The sequence below is a fragment of the Blastococcus sp. SYSU DS0828 genome, assembly GCF_054050975.1.
On record NZ_JBJHAK010000019.1, the window covers coordinates 31,116 to 49,838 of the forward strand.

Consider the following 18,723-nt stretch of genomic DNA (forward strand, 5'->3'; position numbering starts at 1 on the left):
GATTCGTTACCGGATCCGGTGGTCCGTTCCACTCCCCTGACGCGTCTACAGGGCAGAGGGACGGAAGGGAGGCCGCGATGCCCGGGAAGCACGACCAGCGACCGGAGAGCGCCGCGCTGATCGCCGCGCGCCAGCTGGCCGAGGAGGCGCGTCACCGCCGGGCGGGGGGCCACCTGCGCCGGCGGCGGCAGCCGGCAGCGGTGGCGGCGGCTGGAGCGGCATCCCGCGGACGGGCACCGGGAGCGCACTAGCCTCGCCGTCGCGCGACGAGCACCGTGTCCGGAACGGGGTTGCCGGTCCGCTCCGCCGCCCCGGGGTCCCGGTCCCGGGTCTCGGTGACGACGTCCGCCCACTCCACCGGGTCGAGCGCCGCCGCGACGTCCTCGGCCGTGTAGAGCACGCCGGGGTCGTGCGTGTGGGTGTGCCCGTGACCCCGCCCCTGACCGTGGAGGTGGCCGACGACCAGGAGGGTGCCGCCCGGCGCGACGGCGGCCGCGAGCCGTCGGAAAACGCCCTCCCGGTCGGTCCAGCTCGCGTGCAGGTAGTGCGCCGTCACCAGGTCGAACCGGCGCTCCGGCGGTGCCCACCCGTCCAGGTCGGCGTGCAGCCACTCGATCCGGCCGTCCAGGCCGCGGGCGCGGGCAGCCTTCCCGCCGCGCTCCAGCGCGACGGGCGAGAAGTCGACCGCCGTCACCCGCCAGCCCCGTTCGGCGAGCCAGAGGGCGTCGCCGCCCTCGCCGCTGCCGGCGTCCAGCGCGGTCCCGGGCGCCAGCCCGGCCGCCTCGACCACGAGCTGCCGGTTGGGGCGACCGCTCCACACCGCCGGCGCCGAGCGGTACAGCTCGTCGTAGGACTCCCGGTCGACGGCGCTCACGCGGCCACGCTCCGCTTCGCGGCCACCGCAGCCGCGGTGTCCTCCTCGATCAGGTCCGCGTTGATCATCGCGCCGGCCCGCAGCCCCTGCGCCGCCGCGACGATCACCTGCGCGCTCAGGTCGCCGGCGTTGCCCGCCACCCACACGCCGGGCACGTCGGTGCGCCCGGTCGGGTCGGCGGGCAGGTGGGTGCCCAGCACCGTTCCGTGCATCTCCATCGGCACCGGCACGGCCCCCAGGTCGGCGACCAGCTCGGCGTTGGCGACGAAGCGCGGCGCGACGACGACGGCGTCGCGCTCGACGACCTCCTCGGAGGCGAGCCGCACGTCCGCTGCCCCCTCCAGACCGGCGACCTCGCCCCGCACGATCCGGACGCCGCGGGCCGCCAGCCGCTCGAGCTCTTGGTCCGTCGGCTCCGCGCCGGTGTGCACGAAGAGGGTGACGTCGTCGGTCCACTGCCGCCACAGGTTCGCCGCGTAGGCGCCCATGGGGCCGGTGCTGAGGATGCCGACCGCGCGGTCGCGCACCTCCCAGCCGTGGCAGTAGGGGCAGTGCAGCACCGTGCTCCCCCACCGCTCGGCCACCCCGGGGATCCCCGGCAGGTCGTCGGTCAGCCCGGTGGCCAGCAGCACCCGCCGGGCGCACACCCCCGCGCCGCCCTCCAGATCGAGGGCGAACCGGTCGTCCTCGCGGCGGACCGAGACGACGCGGCCGGAGACGATCTCCCCGCCGTAGCCCTCCACCTCCCCGCGACCGACCGCGTACAGCTCGGCCGGCGGGGTGCCCTCCCGGCCGAGGTAGTTGTGCACGTGCCCGGCCGGTGCGTTACGGGGCTCCCCCGCGTCCACGACCAGCACGCTGCGCCGGGCGCGGGCCAGGGTGAGCGCTCCGCTCAGCCCTGCCGCGCCGCCTCCGATGACCACCACGTCGTATCGCTCGTCCATGCCCGCCACTCTGGACCGGAGTGAGTCCCTGTGGCAACGAAGCTTGCTGCGATGGCAAACTGCACGCCATGACGGACGACGACGTGCTGCAGAACGTGGGCCCACGGCTGCGCGCGCTGCGCAGCGAGCACGGCCGGACGCTGGCCGAGGTCGCCGAGGACACCGGCATCTCGGTGAGCACGCTGTCGCGGCTGGAGTCGGGCGGCCGCCGGCCCACCCTGGAGCTGCTGCTCCCCCTGGCGCGCGCGTACGGCGTGGCCCTCGACGCCCTGGTGGACGTGCCGGCCCCGGCCGATCCGCGGGTGCACGGGCGCCCCATCCAGCACGCGGGCGCGACGATGGTGCCGTTGACCCGGCAGACCGGTGGGCTGCAGGCCTACAAGCAGGTCATGCCGCCGCGCTGGCACGCCGACAACACCGAGCAGAAGGTGCACGACGGCTACGAGTGGCTCTACGTGCTCTCCGGACGCATCAGGCTGCGGCTCGGCCCCCGCGACTTCGTGCTGGAGCCCGGGGAGGTCGTCGAGTTCGACACCCGCGTACCGCACGCCTTCTCCAACCCGTTCCCCGAGCCGGCCGAGGCGCTCACCCTCTTCGGCCCCCAGGGCGAACGCATGCACGTCCGCGCCCGCCCTGCGGCGTCCGCTGAGCTCACACGGTGACGACCACGTTGCCGTCCTGCTCGCGCACGGGGTGGACGCGGATCGGTGCGGCTCCCGACGTCGAGGCGCCGTCGTCCCAGCGGTAGGCGAACAGGTGCAGCGGGCAGACCAGCACGTCGACGTCGGTCTGCCCGTCGGCGAGCGGTCCGCCGGCGTGCGGGCAGGCCGCCTGGGTGGCGTGCAGCGAGCCGTCGCGCAGCCGGAAGACCGCCACCTGCACACCGCCGGCGACGAACGCCCGGCCTTCGCCGAACGGGATGTCGGCCACCCGGCCCACCACGTGCTCGCGACCCTGGATCGGCGCGGCCGGCCCGGGCGTGCTGACGCCCGTGGCAGGGCTGCCGGTTTCCGTGCCGGGCGTGGTCGGGCGGGCCGGCTCGCGCGTGTGGTCGAGCCGGGCGGCGGCGGGGCTGCTCAGGCTCATCGGACCGGCACCTTCGGCAGCGGGATCAGCGGGAGCGACGGGCGGAACTGCCCGGGCGTGGCCGGTTCCCTGCCGTCCTGCCCCCAGGGATCGGTGTAGGCGTCGACCGACTTCTGCATGTTCGCGTCGAGGTCGGCGACGATTCCCTCGCTGTCCTCGAGCAGCACGGCCTTGATCTTCTCCAGCCCGATCCTCGGCACGAAGTCGTAGGTCCGCTCGAGCCAGTTGGCGTTCTCCCGGTAGTACTGCATGAAGCGCCCGGCCAGGGTGATGACCTCCTCCGGGGAGCCGACCGTGGCCAGCAGGTCGCCCTTGCGGATGGTGGCCCCGGCGGCGCCGCCGACGTAGACCTCCCACTTCCCGTTGCCGATGGCCACGACCCCGACGTCCTTCACGTAGGCCTCGGCGCAGTTCCGCGGGCACCCGACGACGGCGAGCTTCATCTTCGCCGGGCTCTCGATGCCCTGGAATCGCGTCTCCAGGTCGATCCCCAGTTGCGTCGAGTCGCCGAGCCCGAAGCGGCAGAAGTCGCTGCCCACGCACGTCTTGACCGTGCGGAAGCTCTTGCCGTACGCGTAGCCGCTGGGCATGCCCAGGTCGGCCCACATCGCCGGCAGGTCCTCCTTGCGGACACCGAGCAGGTCGATCCGCTGGCCGCCGGTCACCTTGACCATGGGCACCTCGTACTTCTCGGCGACGTCGGCGATCTTGCGCAGCTGCGCAGGTGTGGTGACCCCGCCCTTCATCTGCGGGACGACCGAGAAGGTGCCGTCGCGCTGGATGTTGGCGTGCACCCGGTCGTTGATGAACTCGCCGTCCTTCTCGGGGACGAAGTCGTGGCCCCAGATCATCTTCAGCAGCGAGGTGAGCCCCATCTTCGACTTCGCGTCCTCCTTCCCGCCGGGCGCGAGCGTCGCGAAGACCGCGGACACGCTCCGCAGGTCGTGCTCCCGGATGGCCCGTATCAGCTCGGGCTTGGGCATGGGGACGCCCGGCACGTACCAGGACGCCGCGGGGTCCTCGGCGAGGTCGCCGTCGGCGGCCCACTCGACGATCTGCTTCACCAGCGACTTGCACGAGCCGCAGCCCTTGCCGGCGCGGGTGCGGTCCATGACCTCGCCGACGCTGCCGCAGCCACCGCTGACCGCACCGCAGATGTCGCCCTTGGTGACGCCGTTGCAGTTGCACACCTGGCTGTCGTGCGGCATGTCGGCGACGCCCACCTCCTCCGCCCCGTCGGAGAGGTCGACCAGCAACCGGATCCGCTCCTCCGGCAGCGGGGCACCCCGGTCGAACGCCTGGGTGAGGAAGGCGACCTTGCGGGTGTCACCCAGCAGCGTCGCGCCGACCAGCTTGTCGTCGCGGATCACCACCGACAGGTGCACGCCGCGCTTGGGCTCGGAGATGACCAGGAACTCGTCGTCGTCCCGCTCGGGGGTGCTGATCCCCATCACGGCGACGTCGACGCCGGCGACCTTGAGCTTCGTGGCGGTCCGGCTGCCGTGGTACTCGGCGCCGGGGTCCGTGCCGGTGAGCACGTCGGCCAGCACCTTCGCGTGCTCCCAGGCCGGCGCGACGAGACCGTAGACCTCACCGCGGTGCTGGGCGCACTCGCCGATGGCGTAGACATCGGGGTCGTCGGTGCGCAGCTGGTCGTCGACGACGATGCCGCGCTCCACCTCCAGCCCGGAGCGCAGCGCGATGTCTGCGTGCGGCCGCACGCCCGCCGCGACCACGAGCAGGTCGCAGTCCAGCCGCCGGCCGTCCTTCAGCAGCACCCCCTCCACGTGCCCGTTCCCGAGCACCTCGGTGGCCAGGACGTCGAGGTGCACGGTGATGCCGAGGGACTCGACGCTCTTCTTGAGGATCGCGCCGGCCTCGGCGTCGAGCTGGGCGTTCATCAGCCACGGCATGGCGTGCACGAGCTCGACCTGCAGGCCGTGGCCCTGCAGCGCCCGCGCCGCCTCCAGGCCCAGCAGCCCGCCGCCCATGACCACGGCTCGCCGGCAGCGGCCGGTGGCCTCGAGCATGGCCCGGGTCTCGTCGATGGTGCGGAAGCCGTACACGCCGGGCAGCAGGGCGCCGTCGTCGGTCCGCACGCCGGCCATCGGAGGGATGAAGGAGTAGCTGCCGGTGGCCAGGACCAGGTGGTCGTAGGGCGTGACGCTGCCGTCGGCGGCGTGCACCTGCTTGGCCGCGGTGTCGATCCGCTCGACCCGGACGCCGGCGCGCAGGTCGACGCCGTTGTCGGCGTACCAGTCGTGGGAGTTGAGGACGATGTCGTCCTCGTGCGACTCCCCGGCCAGCACCGGCGAGAGCATGATCCGGTTGTAGTTGCCGTGCGGCTCGTCGCCGAAGACGGTGATGCGGAACTGCTCGCCGCCGCCGCGCTCGAGCACCTCCTCGACGAAGCGGGCACCGGCCATGCCGTTGCCCACCACGACCAGCCGGCCGCGGGGATCGGGGTCGTCGTCCAGGTGCAGCGTCGTGGCGGCGGTGAGGCGCGCGCCCAGGATCGTCGTCATCTCAGACCTCCACCAGTCCCAGGTCGACCACGATCTCGCCCGTGACGCCCTCGGGGGCCGCCGCGTGCAGCTCGACGACGGAGCCGCCCACCAGGTCCTCGACGACGCGCAGCGGCACGTGGGTGTCGGCCTTCGCCCCGATCGGGAACCAGCGCATCGGCTCGCCGTCGCGCACCAGCAGCACGTAGACCAGCTCGGTGGTCGCGTTCCCGCCGCGGAAGTACAGGGCCTGGGCGCTGCATCCGGGGGGCACGGTGTAGCGCAGCGCCGGGTCGACGGGGCCGGGCTTGGCCAGCCCCTCGCCGGTGATCGGGAAGACGCCTTGCAGGAAGCGGGGGGTGCTCTTCACGGGGGTTCTCCTGATCGTCGCGGAGCGGGACGTCGTCGAGCGGGACGGCGGGTGCGGAACGGGCGCGGGGGCGGGCCGGTGGCCGGCCGGTCGGGGCTGGGTGGCCGCGGGCGGGGGCGGGATCTGCTCCTCGGGACCGGCGACGCGGGCGACGGCGACGGCGCAGACCTTGAAGGGCGGCATCTTCGACGTCGGGTCGAGCGCATCGGCGTCGGTGAGGGCGTTCGCGCCGGCCCAGTGGAACGGCACGAAGACGACGTCCGGCCGGATCGTGTCGGTGACCTGGGCGTGGAACCGTGCGCGGCCGCGGCGGGTGGTGAGCTCCACGACGTCGTCCTGCGCGATGCCGAGCCGGCGGGCGAGGTCGGGGTGCAGCTCCGCCCGCGGGCTCGGCGCGACCAGCTGGAGGCTGCGCGTGCGGCGGGTCTGGGTGCCCGACTGGTACTGGGCCAGGACCCGGCCGGTGGTGAGCACGTAGGGGTGGTCGGCGTCGGGGAGTTCGTGGGCGTCGGCGTGCTCGACCCGGAGGAACCGGGCCCGGCCGTCGGGGGTGGCGAACCGCTCGGTGAACAACCGTGGCGTGCCGGGGTGCTCCGGGGCGGGGCAGGGCCAGAAGACGCCGCGCTCCTCGTCGATGCGCCGGTAGCTGATGCCCGCGTAGTCGGCCGCTCCCCCGGCGCTCGCGCGGCGCAGCTCCTCGAACACCGTCTCCGGGTCGCCGCTGAACTTCTCGCCGACCCCGAGGCGGCCGGCCAGCTCGGCGAGCAGCTGGAGGTCGTCGCGGACGCCGTCGGGCGGGTCGAGTGCCCGGCGGCGCCGGATGACCCGGCCCTCGACGTTCGTCATCGTCCCGGCCTCCTCCGCCCACATGGCGCTGGGCAGGACGACGTCGGCCAGCTCCGCGGTCTCGGAGAGGAAGAAGTCGCTGACGGCGAGGAAGTCCAGGTCGCCGAGCCGGCTGATGACCCGGCGCGCGTCGGGCGCGCTGACCGCGACGTTGCTGGCCAGCACCAGCAGGGTGCGCACGCCGCCGTCGCTGCCGAGCGCGTCGAGCAGCTCGAACGCCGACCTCCCCGGCTGCGGGAGGTCGTCGGGGTCGACGCCCCAGACGGCGGCGACGTGCGCGCGGGCGGCGGGGTCGGCGAGCGAGCGGTAGCCGGGCAGCTGGTCGGCCTTCTGCCCGTGCTCGCGGCCGCCCTGCCCGTTGCCCTGGCCGGTGATGGTGCCCCAGCCGCTGCCCGGCCGGCCCGGCAGGCCCAGGGCGAGGGCGAGGTTGATCCACGCCTGGGCGGTGTCGGTGCCGTTGCGGTGCTGCTCGGCGCCGCGCGCGGTGAGGATCATCGCCTTCTCCGCCCGGGCCAGGGCGAAGACGGTGCGCCGCTGGTCGGGAACGGGCACGCCGGTGAGCCGCTCCACCCGGTCGGGCCAGTACGCGCCGACGCCGGCCCGCACGTCCTCGAACCCGGTGGTGCGGGCGGCGACGTACTCCTCATCGACCAGCCCCTCGGCGAGCGCGATGTGCAGCAGCCCGTTGGCCAGCGCCAGGTCGGTGCCGGGCAGGGGCTGCAGGTGCAGGGCGGCGTTCCGGGCGGTGGCCGTCCGCCGGGGGTCGACGACGACGTGCTGCGCGCCCCGCTCGCGGCCGGCGTCGAACCACTGCATGGCCGGCGGCATGGTGTCGGCCGGGTTGCTGCCCACGAGGACGACGACGTCGGCCTCGGCGATGTCCGACAGCGGGAAGGGCAGCCCGCGGTCGATGCCGAACGCGCGGTTGGCCGCGCCCGCCGCCGAGGACATGCAGAACCGGCCGTTGTAGTCGATCGCACTGGTGCGCAGCGCGATCCGGGCGAACTTGCCGAACTGGTAGGCCTGCTCGTTGGTCAGTGATCCCCCGCCGAAGCAGCCGACGGCGTCGCGCCCGTGCTCGCCCTGGGTGCGCTCGATCGCGGCGACCACCCGGTCCAGCGCCTCGTCCCAGCTCGACTCCACCAGCGGGCTGGTGCGGTCGCCGGGCACCGCGCGGACCAGCGGGCGGGTGAGCCGCTCGGGGTGGTCGAGCAGCTCGGTCGACGACCAGCCCTTGGAGCAGAGACCACCGCGGTTCGTCGGGAAGTCCAGCGGGACGAGCGTGGCCGGGCGGTCGCCGGCGGTGACGGCCATGCCGCACTGCAGGGAGCAGTAGGGGCAGTGCGTGTTCGTCGTACGGGAGGTGCGCATGCCCTCGATCGCGGCGGCGGGAGACACGGAGGCGGGCACGGGAGCCAGCCTCGGGGGCGGGCGTTTCCCTTCGTGGACCTCGGCGTCAACGCTGGGTTCCGTCGGCCTCACACCAGGGTGCCCGGCGCTGTGCGGCCGCCACCCAGCATGATCACCGGCAGATCTCACCGACCGAGGGAGAGACCGATGACCGAGCCGGACCCGGCCGCCGACCCCGACAGCCCCGAAGGCCGTGGTGGAGCAGCCGCGGCGGTGCCGGCCGCTCCACCCGGCGCCGGCCGCGCCGGGCTCGACCGGCGCCGCATCCTCGGCGCGGCCATCGAGTTCATCGACGCCAACGGCCTCGCCGCGCTGACCATGCGCCGGCTCGGGGCCCACCTCGGCGTGGAAGCCATGGCGCTGTACCGCTACGTGCCCGGCCGCGAGCAGCTGCTCGACGGGGTCGTGGAGTCGGTCGTGGACGAGCTCTACGGCGACCCGGACGTGCACCTGAGCGCCTCCCACGGCTGGCAGGACTACCTGCAGCGGCTGGCGCACGGGGTCCGGCGGATCGCCCTGGCCCACCCGGAGGTCTTCCCCCTGGTCGCCACGCGTCCCCCCGCCGCCCCGTGGGTCCGGCCGCCGCTGCGCAGCCTCCGCTGGGTCGAGTCCTTCCTCGACGCCCTGATCGACAGCGGCTTCACCGAGGCCGCCGCGGTCGCGGCGTACCGGGCGTACTCCAGTTTCCTGCTGGGACACCTCCTCCTGGAGGTGTCCCAGCAGGGGGTGAAGATCAGCCCGGAGGACCAGCCCGAGGAGGTGCCCGACGCCGCGGCCGGCACGGACCTGGACGCCTACCCGACCGTCGTCCGCCTCGAGCCCCTGCTGTCGCTCGACGAGTCGGCTGCCGAGTTCGAGGAGGCGCTGGAGAACCTGCTCGGTCGCCTGGAGACCGTGCTGACCGAGGGGCGCGCCCCTCGCCGCGGGGACCCGCGCACCTGATCCCGGGGGCACCGCGCGCCGCGCCGCGAGATGCGTTTACGTCGTAAATGCACGGGCACCGGAGGGGCTGTCCCCGTCTGCGCGAGATGCGGCGGGCCGGGGCATCCCTCCCCCTCGTCCCGCCAGGAGTTCCGCGCATGATCACCGAGCACCAGCTCAGCGACGTCATCGGCAGCACCGCCGTCGGCCCCGACGGCGAGCTGGGCACCGTCGGCGAGGTCTACCTCGACGACGAGACCGGCCGCCCGGAGTGGGCCACCGTCCGCACCGGGATGTTCGGCACCAAGGAGACCTTCGTGCCCTTGGCCGACGCCGACATCTCCGGCACGGAGCTGCGCGTGCCCTACGCCAAGGACAAGGTGAAGAACGCCCCGAACGTCGACGCCGACGGGCACCTGTCCCCCGCGGAGGAGACCGAGCTGTACCGGTACTACGGCCTGGCCACCGCCGGGACCGACACCACCCGCGCCGACACCACCGGCACCGACACCGACACCGCCCGCGGGGCCGTCGGTCACGACACCTCCGGGCCCACGACCGACGACGCGATGACCCGCTCGGAGGAGCGGCTGCACGTCGGGACCCAGCGGGTGGAGGCCGGTTCCGCCCGGCTGCGCAAGTACGTCGTCTCGGAGAACGTCTCGCAGACCGTGCCGGTGTCGCGCGAGGAGATCCGCGTCGAGCGCGAGCCCATCACCGACGCCAACGTCGGCGACGCCCTCGACGGCCCGACCATCTCCGAGGAGGAGCACGAGGTCGTGCTGCACGCCGAGCGCCCGGTCGTGGCGAAGGAGGCCGTGCCGGTCGAGCGCGTGCGCCTGGACACCCAGACCGTCACCGAGCAGGAGACGGTCACCGGAGAGGTCCGCAAGGAGCAGGTGGAGCTGGACGTCGAGGACACCGACGGCCCCCGCCGCTGACCCCGGCCCGCAGTCCGGCGGCGTCGGCGCGGCCCCGTGCCCGCCGACGCCGCCGGACCCCGCACCACCGGCCGGCGCCCCCGCCCGCCGCCCCCCCTCCTCGAGGAGTTCCCCGCATGTCCACCCCAGCTTCTTCCCCGCACGGCGACGACGCCGGCATCCGCACCGACGGAGCGCACCCCACCCGGGGCGCCGGCCGTGACGCCGTGGACGCGCAGCACTCCCGCTACGGCGGCATCAAGTGGGGCGCAGCGTTCTTCGGCTGGCTCTCCGCCAACGGGCTGGCCGTCCTGCTGGTCGCCCTGATCAGCGCCGCAGGTGTCGCCGTCGGCCTCACCCAGGGCGTCCCGTCGGTCGAGGAGGCCACCGAGCAGGCGGACACGATCGGCATCGTCGGCGGCATCGTCCTGCTGGTCGTCCTCTTCCTCGCCTACCTGGCCGGCGGGTACGTCGCCGGCCGGATGGCGCGCTTCGACGGGGCCCGCCAGGGCATCGCCGTGTGGGTCATCGGCCTGCTCGTCGTCCTCGCGCTGGCCGTGGCCGGATTGCTCTTCGGCTCCGAGTACAACGTGCTCCAGCAGCTCAACCTGCCGCGCATCCCCATCGACGAGGGCACCGCCACGACCGGCGGCATCATCGCCCTGGTCGCGGTCCTGGTGCTGACCCTCGTCGGTGCCGTCCTCGGCGGCAAGCTCGGCGAGCGCTACCACCGCAAGGTCGACCGCGCCGGCTTCTGAGAGGACCCCCTGCCCCCCGCCACTCGCAGGCTCGCGGCGGGACCCTGCAGGGGGCCACGAGCGGGGGCCGTCCCGCCGGGGCGGCCCCGTGCGCGTGCCGGGCACGTGGTGGGATTCCGGGGTGACCCCCTCTGGCCCGATCGTCCGGCGGATCGACGACCCCGACGAACCGGGGCCCGACGTCCGGGTGGCCGAGCAGCGCGACGTCCCGGCGATCGCCGCCACCCTCACCGTCGCCCTGGCCGACTCCCGCTGGACCCGCTGGGCCCTGCCCGACGACGGCCGCATGCAGCGGCTCACCCGGCTGCACGAGCTCGACGCCGCCCACCGCGGCGTCGCCACCGGCACCGCCTGGGTCACCGAGGACCGCGACGCCGTCGCCGTCTGGGAGCCGCCGGCCGGCGCGCCCGGCACCCGGCCCCTGCCGGACGACGTGCGCGCCGCCCTGGCGCGTGAGCTCCCCTACCTCTCCGGGGACCGCGCCCGGGTGGTCGCCGAGACCGAGGCCCTGGTGACCGCCGCGCTGCCCGACCGGCCGCACTGGCGGCTGCGGCACCTCGGTGTCCGGCCCTCCGCCCGCCGGCGCGGCCTGGCCGCTGCCGTGCTGGCGCCGGTGCTGGTGCGCTGCGACGCCGAGCGGACGCCCGCCGCGGCCGCGGTGTTCGGGTGGGCGAACGTGCGGTTCTTCCGCGGGTTCGGCTTCCAGGTCACCGAGACCACCCGCACCACCGACGACGAGCTGCCGTTGTGGGTCCTCGTCCGCGAGCCGCTCTCGCTGAGCTGACCGCCGTCCGGAGCCCGGACGCCCCCGACCTGCCGACCCCGGAGGCCCCGTGCCCAGCCCTGCCAGCCGCCTGCTCCCCCCGCTGCTCCGCCTGCTCCGCTTCCGGCGGGAGTTCGAGCGCCCGGAGCTCATGCTGCGCGGCGTCCAGGAGCGCATGCTGCGCCCGGCGCCGTACGGACCGCCACGGGGGCTCGGCCCGGTCGAGATCGCGGTGGACGTCGGCCACGCGACCGGCTGGCCGGTCTACCGCGTCCTCCCCCGCACCCGGATGCCGGACCGTGCCGCCGTCTACGTGCACGGCGGTGCCTGGGTGAACCAGATCCACCCGTTGCACTGGCGCCTGGTCGCCCGGCTCGCCGCCCGCAGCGGCGCCGCGATCACCGTGCCCGTCTACCCGCTGGCGCCGGTGGGGACGGCGGCGACGGTGGTGCCCCAGGTGGCCGACCTCGTCGGCGCGCTGGTCGACCGGTACGGCGCCGGGCAGGTCACCGCGGTGGGCGATTCGGCCGGCGGTCAGATCGCGCTGTCCGCCGCCCAGCTCCTGCGCGACCGGGGCGTGCCACCGCTGCACCGGACCGTGCTCGTCTCCCCCGCGCTGGACCTGACCCTGGCCAACCCCGAGATCGACCTCGTCGAGCCGCAGGACCCCTGGCTGGCCCGCCCCGGCACCCGAGCGGCGATCGAGCTCTGGCGCGGCGACCTCCCGCTCACCGATCCGCTGGTCAGCCCGCTGTTCGGGGAGCTGGCCGGGCTCGGTCCGCTGACCGTCTTCAGCGGTACCCGCGACATCACCAGCCCGGACACCCGGCTGCTGGTCGACCGCGCCCGCGCGGCCGGAGTGCCGGTCGACCACCACGAGGAGGAGGGCCTGGTGCACGTGCACCCGCTGCTGCCGGTGCCTGAGGGCCGACGGGCCCGGCGGGTGATGGCCGCCGTCCTCGCCGGCTGACGCGGCGGGCGCGGCGCCGGTCCTGGCCGTGCGGAGATTTCCGCGCGAAGGTGTCGATCCGGCCGGTCCCCGCTCGTACAGGGGGTGAGCGACCGGCACCGGACCGGCGCCGAACCCCAGGAGGCAACCATGGCCCAGTACCTGCTGAGCATCATCCAGCCGGTCGGCGAGGTCCCCCCGCCGGAGGAGCTGGCGCCGGTGATGGAGCAGCTGGCGGCGCTCAACGCGGAGATGCAGGCGGCAGGCGCCTGGGTCTTCGCCGCTGCGCTGCACCAGCCGGAGGCGTCGACCGTCGTCCGCGCCGAGGGCGCCGACGTGCTCGTCACCGACGGCCCCTACGCCGAGGCCAAGGAGTTCATCGGCGGGTTCGACGTGATCGAGGCCGACGACCTGGACCAGGCCCTCGGCTGGGCCGGCAAGCTGGCCCGTGTCCTCGGCGGCCTGCCGGTCGAGGTCCGGCCCGTCGCGCAGACCTTCTGACGCCCGTGGACGACGCCGTCGCCGAGGTCGAGCGGGTGTTCCGCGCGCACCACGGCCGGGCGGTCGCCGTCCTGATCCGCCTCCTCGGCGACGTCGACGCCGCCGAGGAGGCGGTCCAGGAGGCCTTCCTCACCGCCCTCGCCCGGTGGCCGGTCGAGGGGATCCCGCCGAGCCCGGCCGGCTGGATCGTCACGACCGCCCGCCGCCGGGCGATCGACCGCTGGCGGCGGGAATCCGTGCGCACCGACCGGTACTTGCAGGCCGCGCTGCTCGGCGGCGCCCCGGAGCCCGTCGAGGAGGGACCCGTGCACGACGACCGGCTGCGCCTGATCTTCACCTGCTGCCACCCGGCGCTGGCCACACCGGCCCGGGTGGCGCTCACCCTCCGGCTGCTCGGCGGCCTCACCACCACCGAGATCGCGGCGGCGTTCCTCGTGCCCGAGGCCACCATGGCCCAGCGCCTCGTGCGCGCGAAGGCCAAGATCCGCACGGCCCGGATCCCGTACCGGGTGCCGCGGGAGGCGGAGCTGCCCGATCGGCTGCCGGCCGTGCTCGCCGTCGTCCACCTGGTCTTCACCGAGGGGCACACCGCCACGTCCGGGGACCGGCTCGTGCGCCCGGACCTGTGCGCGGAGGCGATCCGGCTCGGCCGCCTCCTGGCCGAGCTGATGCCGGACGAGCCCGAGGTCACCGGCCTGCTGGCGCTGATGCTGCTCACCGAGTCGCGGCGACCTGCCCGCAGCACGGCCGACGGCGACCTCGTGCCGCTGGCCGAGCAGGACCGGTCGCGGTGGGACCGGCAGCTGATCGGCGAGGGCCAGACGCTGGTGCGGCAGTGCCTGCGGCGCGATCGCCCGGGCCCGTACCAGCTGCAGGCCGCGATCGCCGCCGTCCACAGCGACGCGCCGACGGCGTCCGACACCGACTGGCGGCAGGTCCTGACGCTGTACGACCAGTTGCTGGCGTTCGCGCCGGGCCCGGTCGTCGCGCTGAACCGCGCCGTCGTCGTCGCCGAGGTCGAGGGGCCGGCCGCCGGGCTGGCGCTGGTGGACCGGCTGGAGCTCCCCCACGACCACCTCCTGCCCGCCGTCCGCGCCGAGCTCCTGCGCCGCCTCGGCCGCACCGCCGACGCGCGGGTCACCTACGACGCCGCCCTCCGGCTGGTCCGGAACGACCGCGAGCGGGCGTACCTGCTGCGGCGCCGCGATGAGTTACCGGTTCCGCTCCGGTCTACGGAGGCATGAACCCTTCCACCACGCTGGACCTCACCTTCACCGCGCCCATCGAGAAGGACGGCGCCTTCCCGACGTACCTGGTCGTGCCGGACTCCGCGGAGCTCCTGGGCACCCGTCGGGCGGTGAAGGTGACCGGCACCGCCGACGGGTACGCCTTCGCGGCCACCCTCATGCCGTCGGGCACCGGCCCGCACTGGCTGCCCCTGCGCGCGGCGATCTGCTCGGCCATCGGCAAGAGCCAGGCGGGCGAGGAGGTCACGGTGCACCTGCAGCAGCGGCTGAGCTGACCGGCCGGTGCGGGGACGTTCCCGCGGGGACGTTCCCGCGGGAACGTCCGACCGTCAGTCCCAGTTGCGGCGCTGCTTCTTCAGCTGGCCGCGCTGCTTCTTCGCCTCGATCCGCCGCTCCTTCGAGCCACGGGTGGGCTTGGTGCGCCGCCGGGCCGGAGCCGGCGGGGCCAGTGCGGCACGCAGGACGGCCGCCAGGCGCTCGCGGGCGGCCTGCCGGTTGCGCAGCTGCTGCCGGTGCTCGCTGGCGACGACCGTCAGCACGCCGTCGACCAGCCGGGTCCCGAGCCGTGACGCCAGCCGTGCCCGCTGGTGGTCGCTGAGGCCCGGGAGGTCCAGGGGCGAGACCGAGAGCTCCACCCGCGAGTCGGCGGTGTTCACGCCCTGTCCGCCGGGGCCCGATGACCGGGAGAACCGCCACGACAGGGCGGCCGCGGGCACGACGAGGGACCCGGTGACGGCGAGGTCACCGGAGGGGTCGTCGGTCAGGGGCACCGCACCAGTCTGGCCGACGGGGTCAGCGACCGGGCGGCAGCGGTCCCCGCTCCAGCTGCTCGGCGGTCCAGCCGGCCACCTGGCCGGCCCACTCGGCGCGTTCGGTCGGGTGCACGCCGCGCAGGATCCGGCGCCAGGTGAGCGCGCGCTGCAGCGGGGCGACGTGGAGCGCCAGATCGCACTGCCGCCGCAGGTCCTCGGCCGCGCCGAAGTCGAGCCACTGGTCGAGGTAGGCGTCGCGCAGCCGGCGCAGCGCCGGGTCGCCATCGGGCAACCGGAGCACGCGGCCGGCGAACCGCAGGGCGACCAGCAGGACGAGGAACGGGTGGGCCACCGAGGCGTCGCCCCAGTCGAAGAAGCGGTGGCGGCCGTCGCGGACGAACACGTTCCCGTCGTGCAGGTCGTCGTGCTGCACGGTGGCCGGGAGGCCGCCGTCGGCGAGCTCCCGGCACGCTCCCGCGTACTCGCCGAGGCGGGCCAGCACGCGGGCGCGGGCGTCGGCGGCGAGGCCGTCGGGGCGGCCGGGCCGCTGCGCCTCGTCGTCGGCCAGCAGGTCCTCCACCAGCTCGGGCAGGCGTTCCGGTCGGTGGTCGGGCACGCCCAGGCCCACCAGCTCCTCGGCGTGCTCCGCGACCTCGACCTGCAGGCGGCCGTGGTCGGCGAGCATCGCCGCCCACGCGGCGGGCTCGGTCGAGCCCGTCCCGCGGAGCGTCGGCCCGCCGTCGGGCAGGAGCACCAGCCGTCGTTCCCGATCCACCGCGATCGGCGGCAGCACCCACTGCGGCGCCCAGCGCCCGAGCGCTTCGGCCAGCACCGGCTCCTGGGCGGACCCGGGCCCGACCGCCTTCAGCCACACCGCGCCCCCGCCCCGCACCGGGATGCGGAAGGCCGTGGACCAGGCCCGCACGTGCGGCTGCTCCGGCGGGCCGTCCGGCTCGAGCCCCGCGCGTACCAGCCGAGCCGCAGCCCAGTCCAGGGCGGCGGCCCGCCACGCGGCGTCGCGCCACGTCGCGGAACCCGCCGTCGCGCCGTCCCCGGGGGTCACCGCCGCACCGTAGGCGACCACCCCTGGGGCTGACCCCGGCGAGGGGTCAGGCGGGCACCGGATCGGCACCGGCAGCCGCACCGGGGCGGCAGCGCACGAGGCGGCGGAGGGTCAGCCAGGAGCCGCGCAGCGCGCCGTGGGTCTCGAGCGCCGCGATCGCGTAGGCCGAGCACGTCGGGGTGAAGTGGCAGCACGGCCGGCGCTTCGGGCTGATCTCCCGCTGGTAGTAGCGGACGGCGGCGATCAGGTGGGCCGCCGCGCCGCTGCCCTGCCGGCCCTCCCGGATCGCCGGCAGCGAGCGCGGTGCGACCAGCAGCAGGTCCATGCCGCACCCGACGGCGTTGGCCAGGCAGCAGCCGGTGTTGAGGAACAGGAGATCGCGCAGGCACGAGTCGTTGCGCCGGCCGTAGCCGTAGCCGGGCGGCGGCCCGTACCCGCGGCGGTAGTGGCCCGCGTAGTGCCCGCGGTAACCGCCCCCGTACCGGGGACGCCGCCGACGAGGACCCCAGCCGCTGCTCCAGATGAACACCATGGACAGCCCTGTACCGCGGGATGATCGAAGGCATGCCTCCGCTGGCCGATGCGCTCGCCGCCGGACCCGTCGTCCTCGACGGGGGCCTGTCCACCGAGCTGGAGGCGCGCGGTCACGACGTCTCCTCGGCGCTGTGGTCGGCGCGGCTGCTGCGCGACGACCCGGCGGCGATCGTGGCCGCGCACGCGGCGTTCGCGGCCACGGGTGCCCAGGTGGCCACGACGGCCAGCTACCAGGCCACCGTGGCGGGATTCGCCGCCGCCGGCGTGGGCGCGACCGAGGCGCGCCGGCTGATCGCGTCGTCGGTGGCGCTGGCCCGGGAAGGCCAGGGGCCGGGGTGGGTGGCCGGCTCGGTCGGCCCGTACGGGGCGATGCTCGCCGACGGCTCCGAGTACACCGGCGGTTACGTCTCCGAGGTGGGTGTCGAGCGGCTGCGGGAGTTCCACCGGCCGCGGATGGCGCTGCTGGCCGACGCGGGCGCGGACGTGCTGGCCTGCGAGACGGTGCCGGCCGCCGCCGAGGTGGAGGCCCTGCTGCTGGAGGCGCAGGCGCTGGGTGTGCCGATGTGGCTGTCGCTGACCACCGTGGTGGACGACGATGGCGTCGCCCGCACCCGCCGCGGCGAGCGGGCGGCCGACGTGTACGCGATGGCCGCGAGCGTCGACGAGGTGGTCGCCGTCGGCGTCAACTGCACCGCGCCGTCGGCGCTGCCAGCGGCCCTGCGCGCCGCGGCACCGGCCGGCAAGCCACTGGTCGCCTACCCGAACAGCGGTGAGAGCTGGGACCCGGCGTCCCGGTCGTGGACCGGGACGCCGGGGATCCCCGGGCATGCCCTCGAGGAGTGGCAGGCCGCGGGCGCCCGGCTGGTCGGCGGCTGCTGCCGCGTCCGCCCGGCCGACATCGCCCGCATCGCGACGATGACGTGACGGAGCGGCCCCGGTGCAGGGCCCCACCGCGAGCCTGCGAGCGGGTGGGGGGCACCGGGGCCCTTTCTCAGAGGATGGGCTTGCCGCCGGTGACGGCGATCCGCGCGCCGGAGACGTAGGAGGCCTCGTCGCTGGCCAGCATCACGTAGACGGGCGCCAGCTCGGCCGGCTGCGCGGGGCGGCCCAGCGGCACCTGCTGGCCGAAGCTGTCGACCTTCTCCTCGGGCATCGTCGAGGGGATCAGCGGCGTCCAGACCGGGCCGGGGGCGACGCTGTTGGCCCGGATGCCCTTCTCTGCGTACAGCTGCGCGAGGCTGGCGGTGAAGTTCGCGATGCCGGCCTTGGTCATGGCGTAGGCGATGAGGTTGGGGCTCGGGTTGTCCGAGTTCACCGACGACGAGTTGATGATCGAGGCACCCGGCTGCATGTGCGGGATGGCGTCCTTGGTCAGGGTGAACATCGCCGAGAGGTTCGTGGCGACGGTGAAGTCCCACTCCTCGTCGGAGATCTCCTCCAGCGAGTCGTGGCTCATCTGGAAGGCGGCGTTGTTGACCAGGATGTCGACCCGGCCGAACTCCTCGACGGCCTTCGGGATGATCGTCTTGCAGTGCGCCCGGTCGGAGATGTCGCCGGGCACGAGCACGCACTTCCGGCCGGCCTGCTCCACGTACTTCGCGGTGTCCTGCGCGTCCTCGTGCTCGTTGAGGTAGGAGATCAGGACGTCGGCGCCCTCGCGGGCGAAGGCGATGGCGACGGCGCGGCCGATGCCGCTGTCCCCACCGGTGATGACCGCGGCCTTGCCGGTGAGCCTTCCGGAACCGTGGTAGCTCTCCTCGCCGTGGTCCGGCTTCGGGTCCATCTCCCCGAGCGTGCCCGGAACGCTCTGCTGCTGGGCGGGCTGGGTCTCGGGACGGGGTGATGACATGACGGTCCTCCGGAGCGACTGGCAGCGGGCGCGGGCCCCTGCGGCCCGCACCTCCTGCTCCGCGCGCTACCCCGGCGGAACCCCGCGGAACCGGCGGGTGTCGGCTGCACAGCACACGACCCGGGCGGTGGGAGAGGCGCACGTCGTTGTGCACCCCTCCTACCGCCCGGGTCGGGTGTCTCGCTCCGCCACGTCCCGGGGAGGACGCGGCCCTCCGTCACGCCGCGCGCGCCACCGGGGCCTGGTTGGCCGTGGCGCCGAGCGGCACCCAGCGCATCTCGAGCCGACGCCGGCCCGCGGGGTCGGTCACCACGGTCCACCGGCACTCCGGGCAGAAACGTCCACGCATGGTCCCAGCCACCTTTCGTTTACCTGTTGTTCACCTTCCTCTCCGATTACGACGCACCCCACACATCGCCACACTCGTCGTTA

Annotated in this window: 21 protein-coding genes; 11 read left to right on the forward strand and 10 right to left on the reverse strand. The window is 74.8% G+C overall.

The genetic code is table 11. The annotated features are described in order from the left end of the window. Positions 1-77: 77 nt before the first annotated feature. Positions 78-251 carry a hypothetical protein gene (locus ACI79Q_RS14920; RefSeq protein ID WP_456614924.1) on the forward strand — a complete coding sequence of 58 codons (174 nt, stop codon included), beginning with the start codon at positions 78-80 and terminating at the stop codon, positions 249-251. Here the strand turns inward: ACI79Q_RS14920 and ACI79Q_RS14925 are convergent. Further along, positions 248-874, reverse strand: coding sequence for a class I SAM-dependent methyltransferase (locus ACI79Q_RS14925; protein ID WP_456614925.1), 627 nt, complete (start codon positions 872-874; stop codon positions 248-250). The genes ACI79Q_RS14920 and ACI79Q_RS14925 overlap by 4 nt on opposite strands. Further along, a complete protein-coding gene (locus ACI79Q_RS14930) occupies positions 871-1,818 on the reverse strand; it encodes an NAD(P)/FAD-dependent oxidoreductase (RefSeq protein ID WP_456614926.1) in 948 nt (315 codons plus the stop codon). The genes ACI79Q_RS14925 and ACI79Q_RS14930 overlap by 4 nt, the downstream gene beginning before the upstream one ends. A 68-nt stretch (positions 1,819-1,886) precedes the next feature. Here ACI79Q_RS14930 and ACI79Q_RS14935 point away from each other — a divergent pair, with 68 nt between their 5' ends. Further along, positions 1,887-2,480 (forward strand): helix-turn-helix domain-containing protein, encoded by a 594-nt coding sequence (locus ACI79Q_RS14935; RefSeq protein WP_456599399.1) that lies wholly within the window; start codon positions 1,887-1,889, stop codon positions 2,478-2,480. Here ACI79Q_RS14935 and ACI79Q_RS14940 read toward each other — a convergent pair. Genes ACI79Q_RS14940 through ACI79Q_RS14950 form a run of 3 tightly spaced genes read right to left on the reverse strand, consistent with a single transcriptional unit; the run spans position 2,470 to position 8,034 of the window. Next, positions 2,470-2,904 carry a Rieske (2Fe-2S) protein gene (locus ACI79Q_RS14940; RefSeq protein ID WP_456591052.1) on the reverse strand — a complete coding sequence of 145 codons (435 nt, stop codon included), beginning with the start codon at positions 2,902-2,904 and terminating at the stop codon, positions 2,470-2,472. The genes ACI79Q_RS14935 and ACI79Q_RS14940 overlap by 11 nt on opposite strands. Then, positions 2,901-5,429: a nitrite reductase large subunit NirB gene (gene nirB / locus ACI79Q_RS14945; RefSeq protein WP_456614927.1), complete on the reverse strand. Its 2,529-nt coding sequence runs from the start codon at positions 5,427-5,429 to the stop codon at positions 2,901-2,903. The genes ACI79Q_RS14940 and nirB overlap by 4 nt, the downstream gene beginning before the upstream one ends. Before the next feature lies 1 nt (position 5,430). Then, positions 5,431-8,034 carry a molybdopterin oxidoreductase family protein gene (locus ACI79Q_RS14950; RefSeq protein WP_456614928.1) on the reverse strand — a complete coding sequence of 868 codons (2,604 nt, stop codon included), beginning with the start codon at positions 8,032-8,034 and terminating at the stop codon, positions 5,431-5,433. A 147-nt stretch (positions 8,035-8,181) separates the two neighbouring features. On the opposite strand from ACI79Q_RS14950, the gene ACI79Q_RS14955 reads away from it, so the two are divergent. The 8 genes from ACI79Q_RS14955 (at position 8,182) to ACI79Q_RS14990 (ending at position 14,368) form a co-directional block, all read left to right on the forward strand. Then, on the forward strand, positions 8,182-8,976 hold the full coding sequence (locus tag ACI79Q_RS14955) for a TetR/AcrR family transcriptional regulator (RefSeq protein WP_456614929.1): 795 nt from the start codon (positions 8,182-8,184) through the stop codon (positions 8,974-8,976). A gap of 137 nt (positions 8,977-9,113) precedes the next feature. Continuing rightward, the gene (locus ACI79Q_RS14960; RefSeq protein ID WP_456599394.1) at positions 9,114-9,896 is read left to right on the forward strand and encodes a DUF2382 domain-containing protein; all 783 of its coding nucleotides are present in this window, start codon (positions 9,114-9,116) and stop codon (positions 9,894-9,896) included. A 116-nt stretch (positions 9,897-10,012) separates the two neighbouring features. Next, complete coding sequence (locus ACI79Q_RS14965) at positions 10,013-10,633, forward strand: hypothetical protein (protein ID WP_456614930.1); 621 nt, start codon at positions 10,013-10,015, stop codon at positions 10,631-10,633. 121 nt (positions 10,634-10,754) lie between these two features. Continuing rightward, positions 10,755-11,417 (forward strand): N-acetyltransferase, encoded by a 663-nt coding sequence (locus ACI79Q_RS14970; RefSeq protein ID WP_456614931.1) that lies wholly within the window; start codon positions 10,755-10,757, stop codon positions 11,415-11,417. Between the two features lie 49 nt (positions 11,418-11,466). Beyond that, positions 11,467-12,366, forward strand: coding sequence for an alpha/beta hydrolase fold domain-containing protein (locus ACI79Q_RS14975; RefSeq protein ID WP_456599392.1), 900 nt, complete (start codon positions 11,467-11,469; stop codon positions 12,364-12,366). A 129-nt stretch (positions 12,367-12,495) separates the two neighbouring features. Then, complete coding sequence (locus ACI79Q_RS14980) at positions 12,496-12,846, forward strand: YciI family protein (RefSeq protein WP_456599391.1); 351 nt, start codon at positions 12,496-12,498, stop codon at positions 12,844-12,846. Between the two features lie 5 nt (positions 12,847-12,851). After that, positions 12,852-14,090, forward strand: coding sequence for an RNA polymerase sigma factor (locus ACI79Q_RS14985; RefSeq protein WP_456599390.1), 1,239 nt, complete (start codon positions 12,852-12,854; stop codon positions 14,088-14,090). Then, entirely contained in the window at positions 14,087-14,368 is a 282-nt protein-coding gene (locus tag ACI79Q_RS14990) for a DUF1905 domain-containing protein (protein ID WP_456591285.1), read from the forward strand. Before ACI79Q_RS14985 ends, ACI79Q_RS14990 begins: the two co-directional genes overlap by 4 nt. 54 nt (positions 14,369-14,422) lie before the next feature. Here the strand turns inward: ACI79Q_RS14990 and arfB are convergent, their stop codons facing one another. Genes arfB through yidD form a run of 3 tightly spaced genes read right to left on the reverse strand, consistent with a single transcriptional unit; the run spans position 14,423 to position 16,440 of the window. Beyond that, the gene (gene arfB / locus ACI79Q_RS14995; protein ID WP_456597914.1) at positions 14,423-14,863 is read right to left on the reverse strand and encodes an alternative ribosome rescue aminoacyl-tRNA hydrolase ArfB; all 441 of its coding nucleotides are present in this window, start codon (positions 14,861-14,863) and stop codon (positions 14,423-14,425) included. 22 nt (positions 14,864-14,885) lie between these two features. Beyond that, complete coding sequence (locus tag ACI79Q_RS15000; protein ID WP_456597913.1) at positions 14,886-15,908, reverse strand: phosphotransferase; 1,023 nt, start codon at positions 15,906-15,908, stop codon at positions 14,886-14,888. Positions 15,909-15,954: 46 nt separating this feature from the next. After that, positions 15,955-16,440 (reverse strand): membrane protein insertion efficiency factor YidD, encoded by a 486-nt coding sequence (gene yidD, locus ACI79Q_RS15005; RefSeq protein WP_456591288.1) that lies wholly within the window; start codon positions 16,438-16,440, stop codon positions 15,955-15,957. Positions 16,441-16,472: 32 nt separating this feature from the next. On the opposite strand from yidD, the gene mmuM reads away from it, so the two are divergent. Next, positions 16,473-17,366 (forward strand): homocysteine S-methyltransferase, encoded by an 894-nt coding sequence (gene mmuM / locus ACI79Q_RS15010; protein WP_456614932.1) that lies wholly within the window; start codon positions 16,473-16,475, stop codon positions 17,364-17,366. 67 nt (positions 17,367-17,433) lie between these two features. On the opposite strand, the gene ACI79Q_RS15015 is transcribed toward mmuM, so the two are convergent. After that, positions 17,434-18,291 carry an SDR family oxidoreductase gene (locus tag ACI79Q_RS15015; RefSeq protein ID WP_456597911.1) on the reverse strand — a complete coding sequence of 286 codons (858 nt, stop codon included), beginning with the start codon at positions 18,289-18,291 and terminating at the stop codon, positions 17,434-17,436. A gap of 217 nt (positions 18,292-18,508) precedes the next feature. Then, positions 18,509-18,640: a hypothetical protein gene (locus ACI79Q_RS15020; protein WP_456614933.1), complete on the reverse strand. Its 132-nt coding sequence runs from the start codon at positions 18,638-18,640 to the stop codon at positions 18,509-18,511. Between the last annotated feature and the right edge of the window lie 83 nt (positions 18,641-18,723).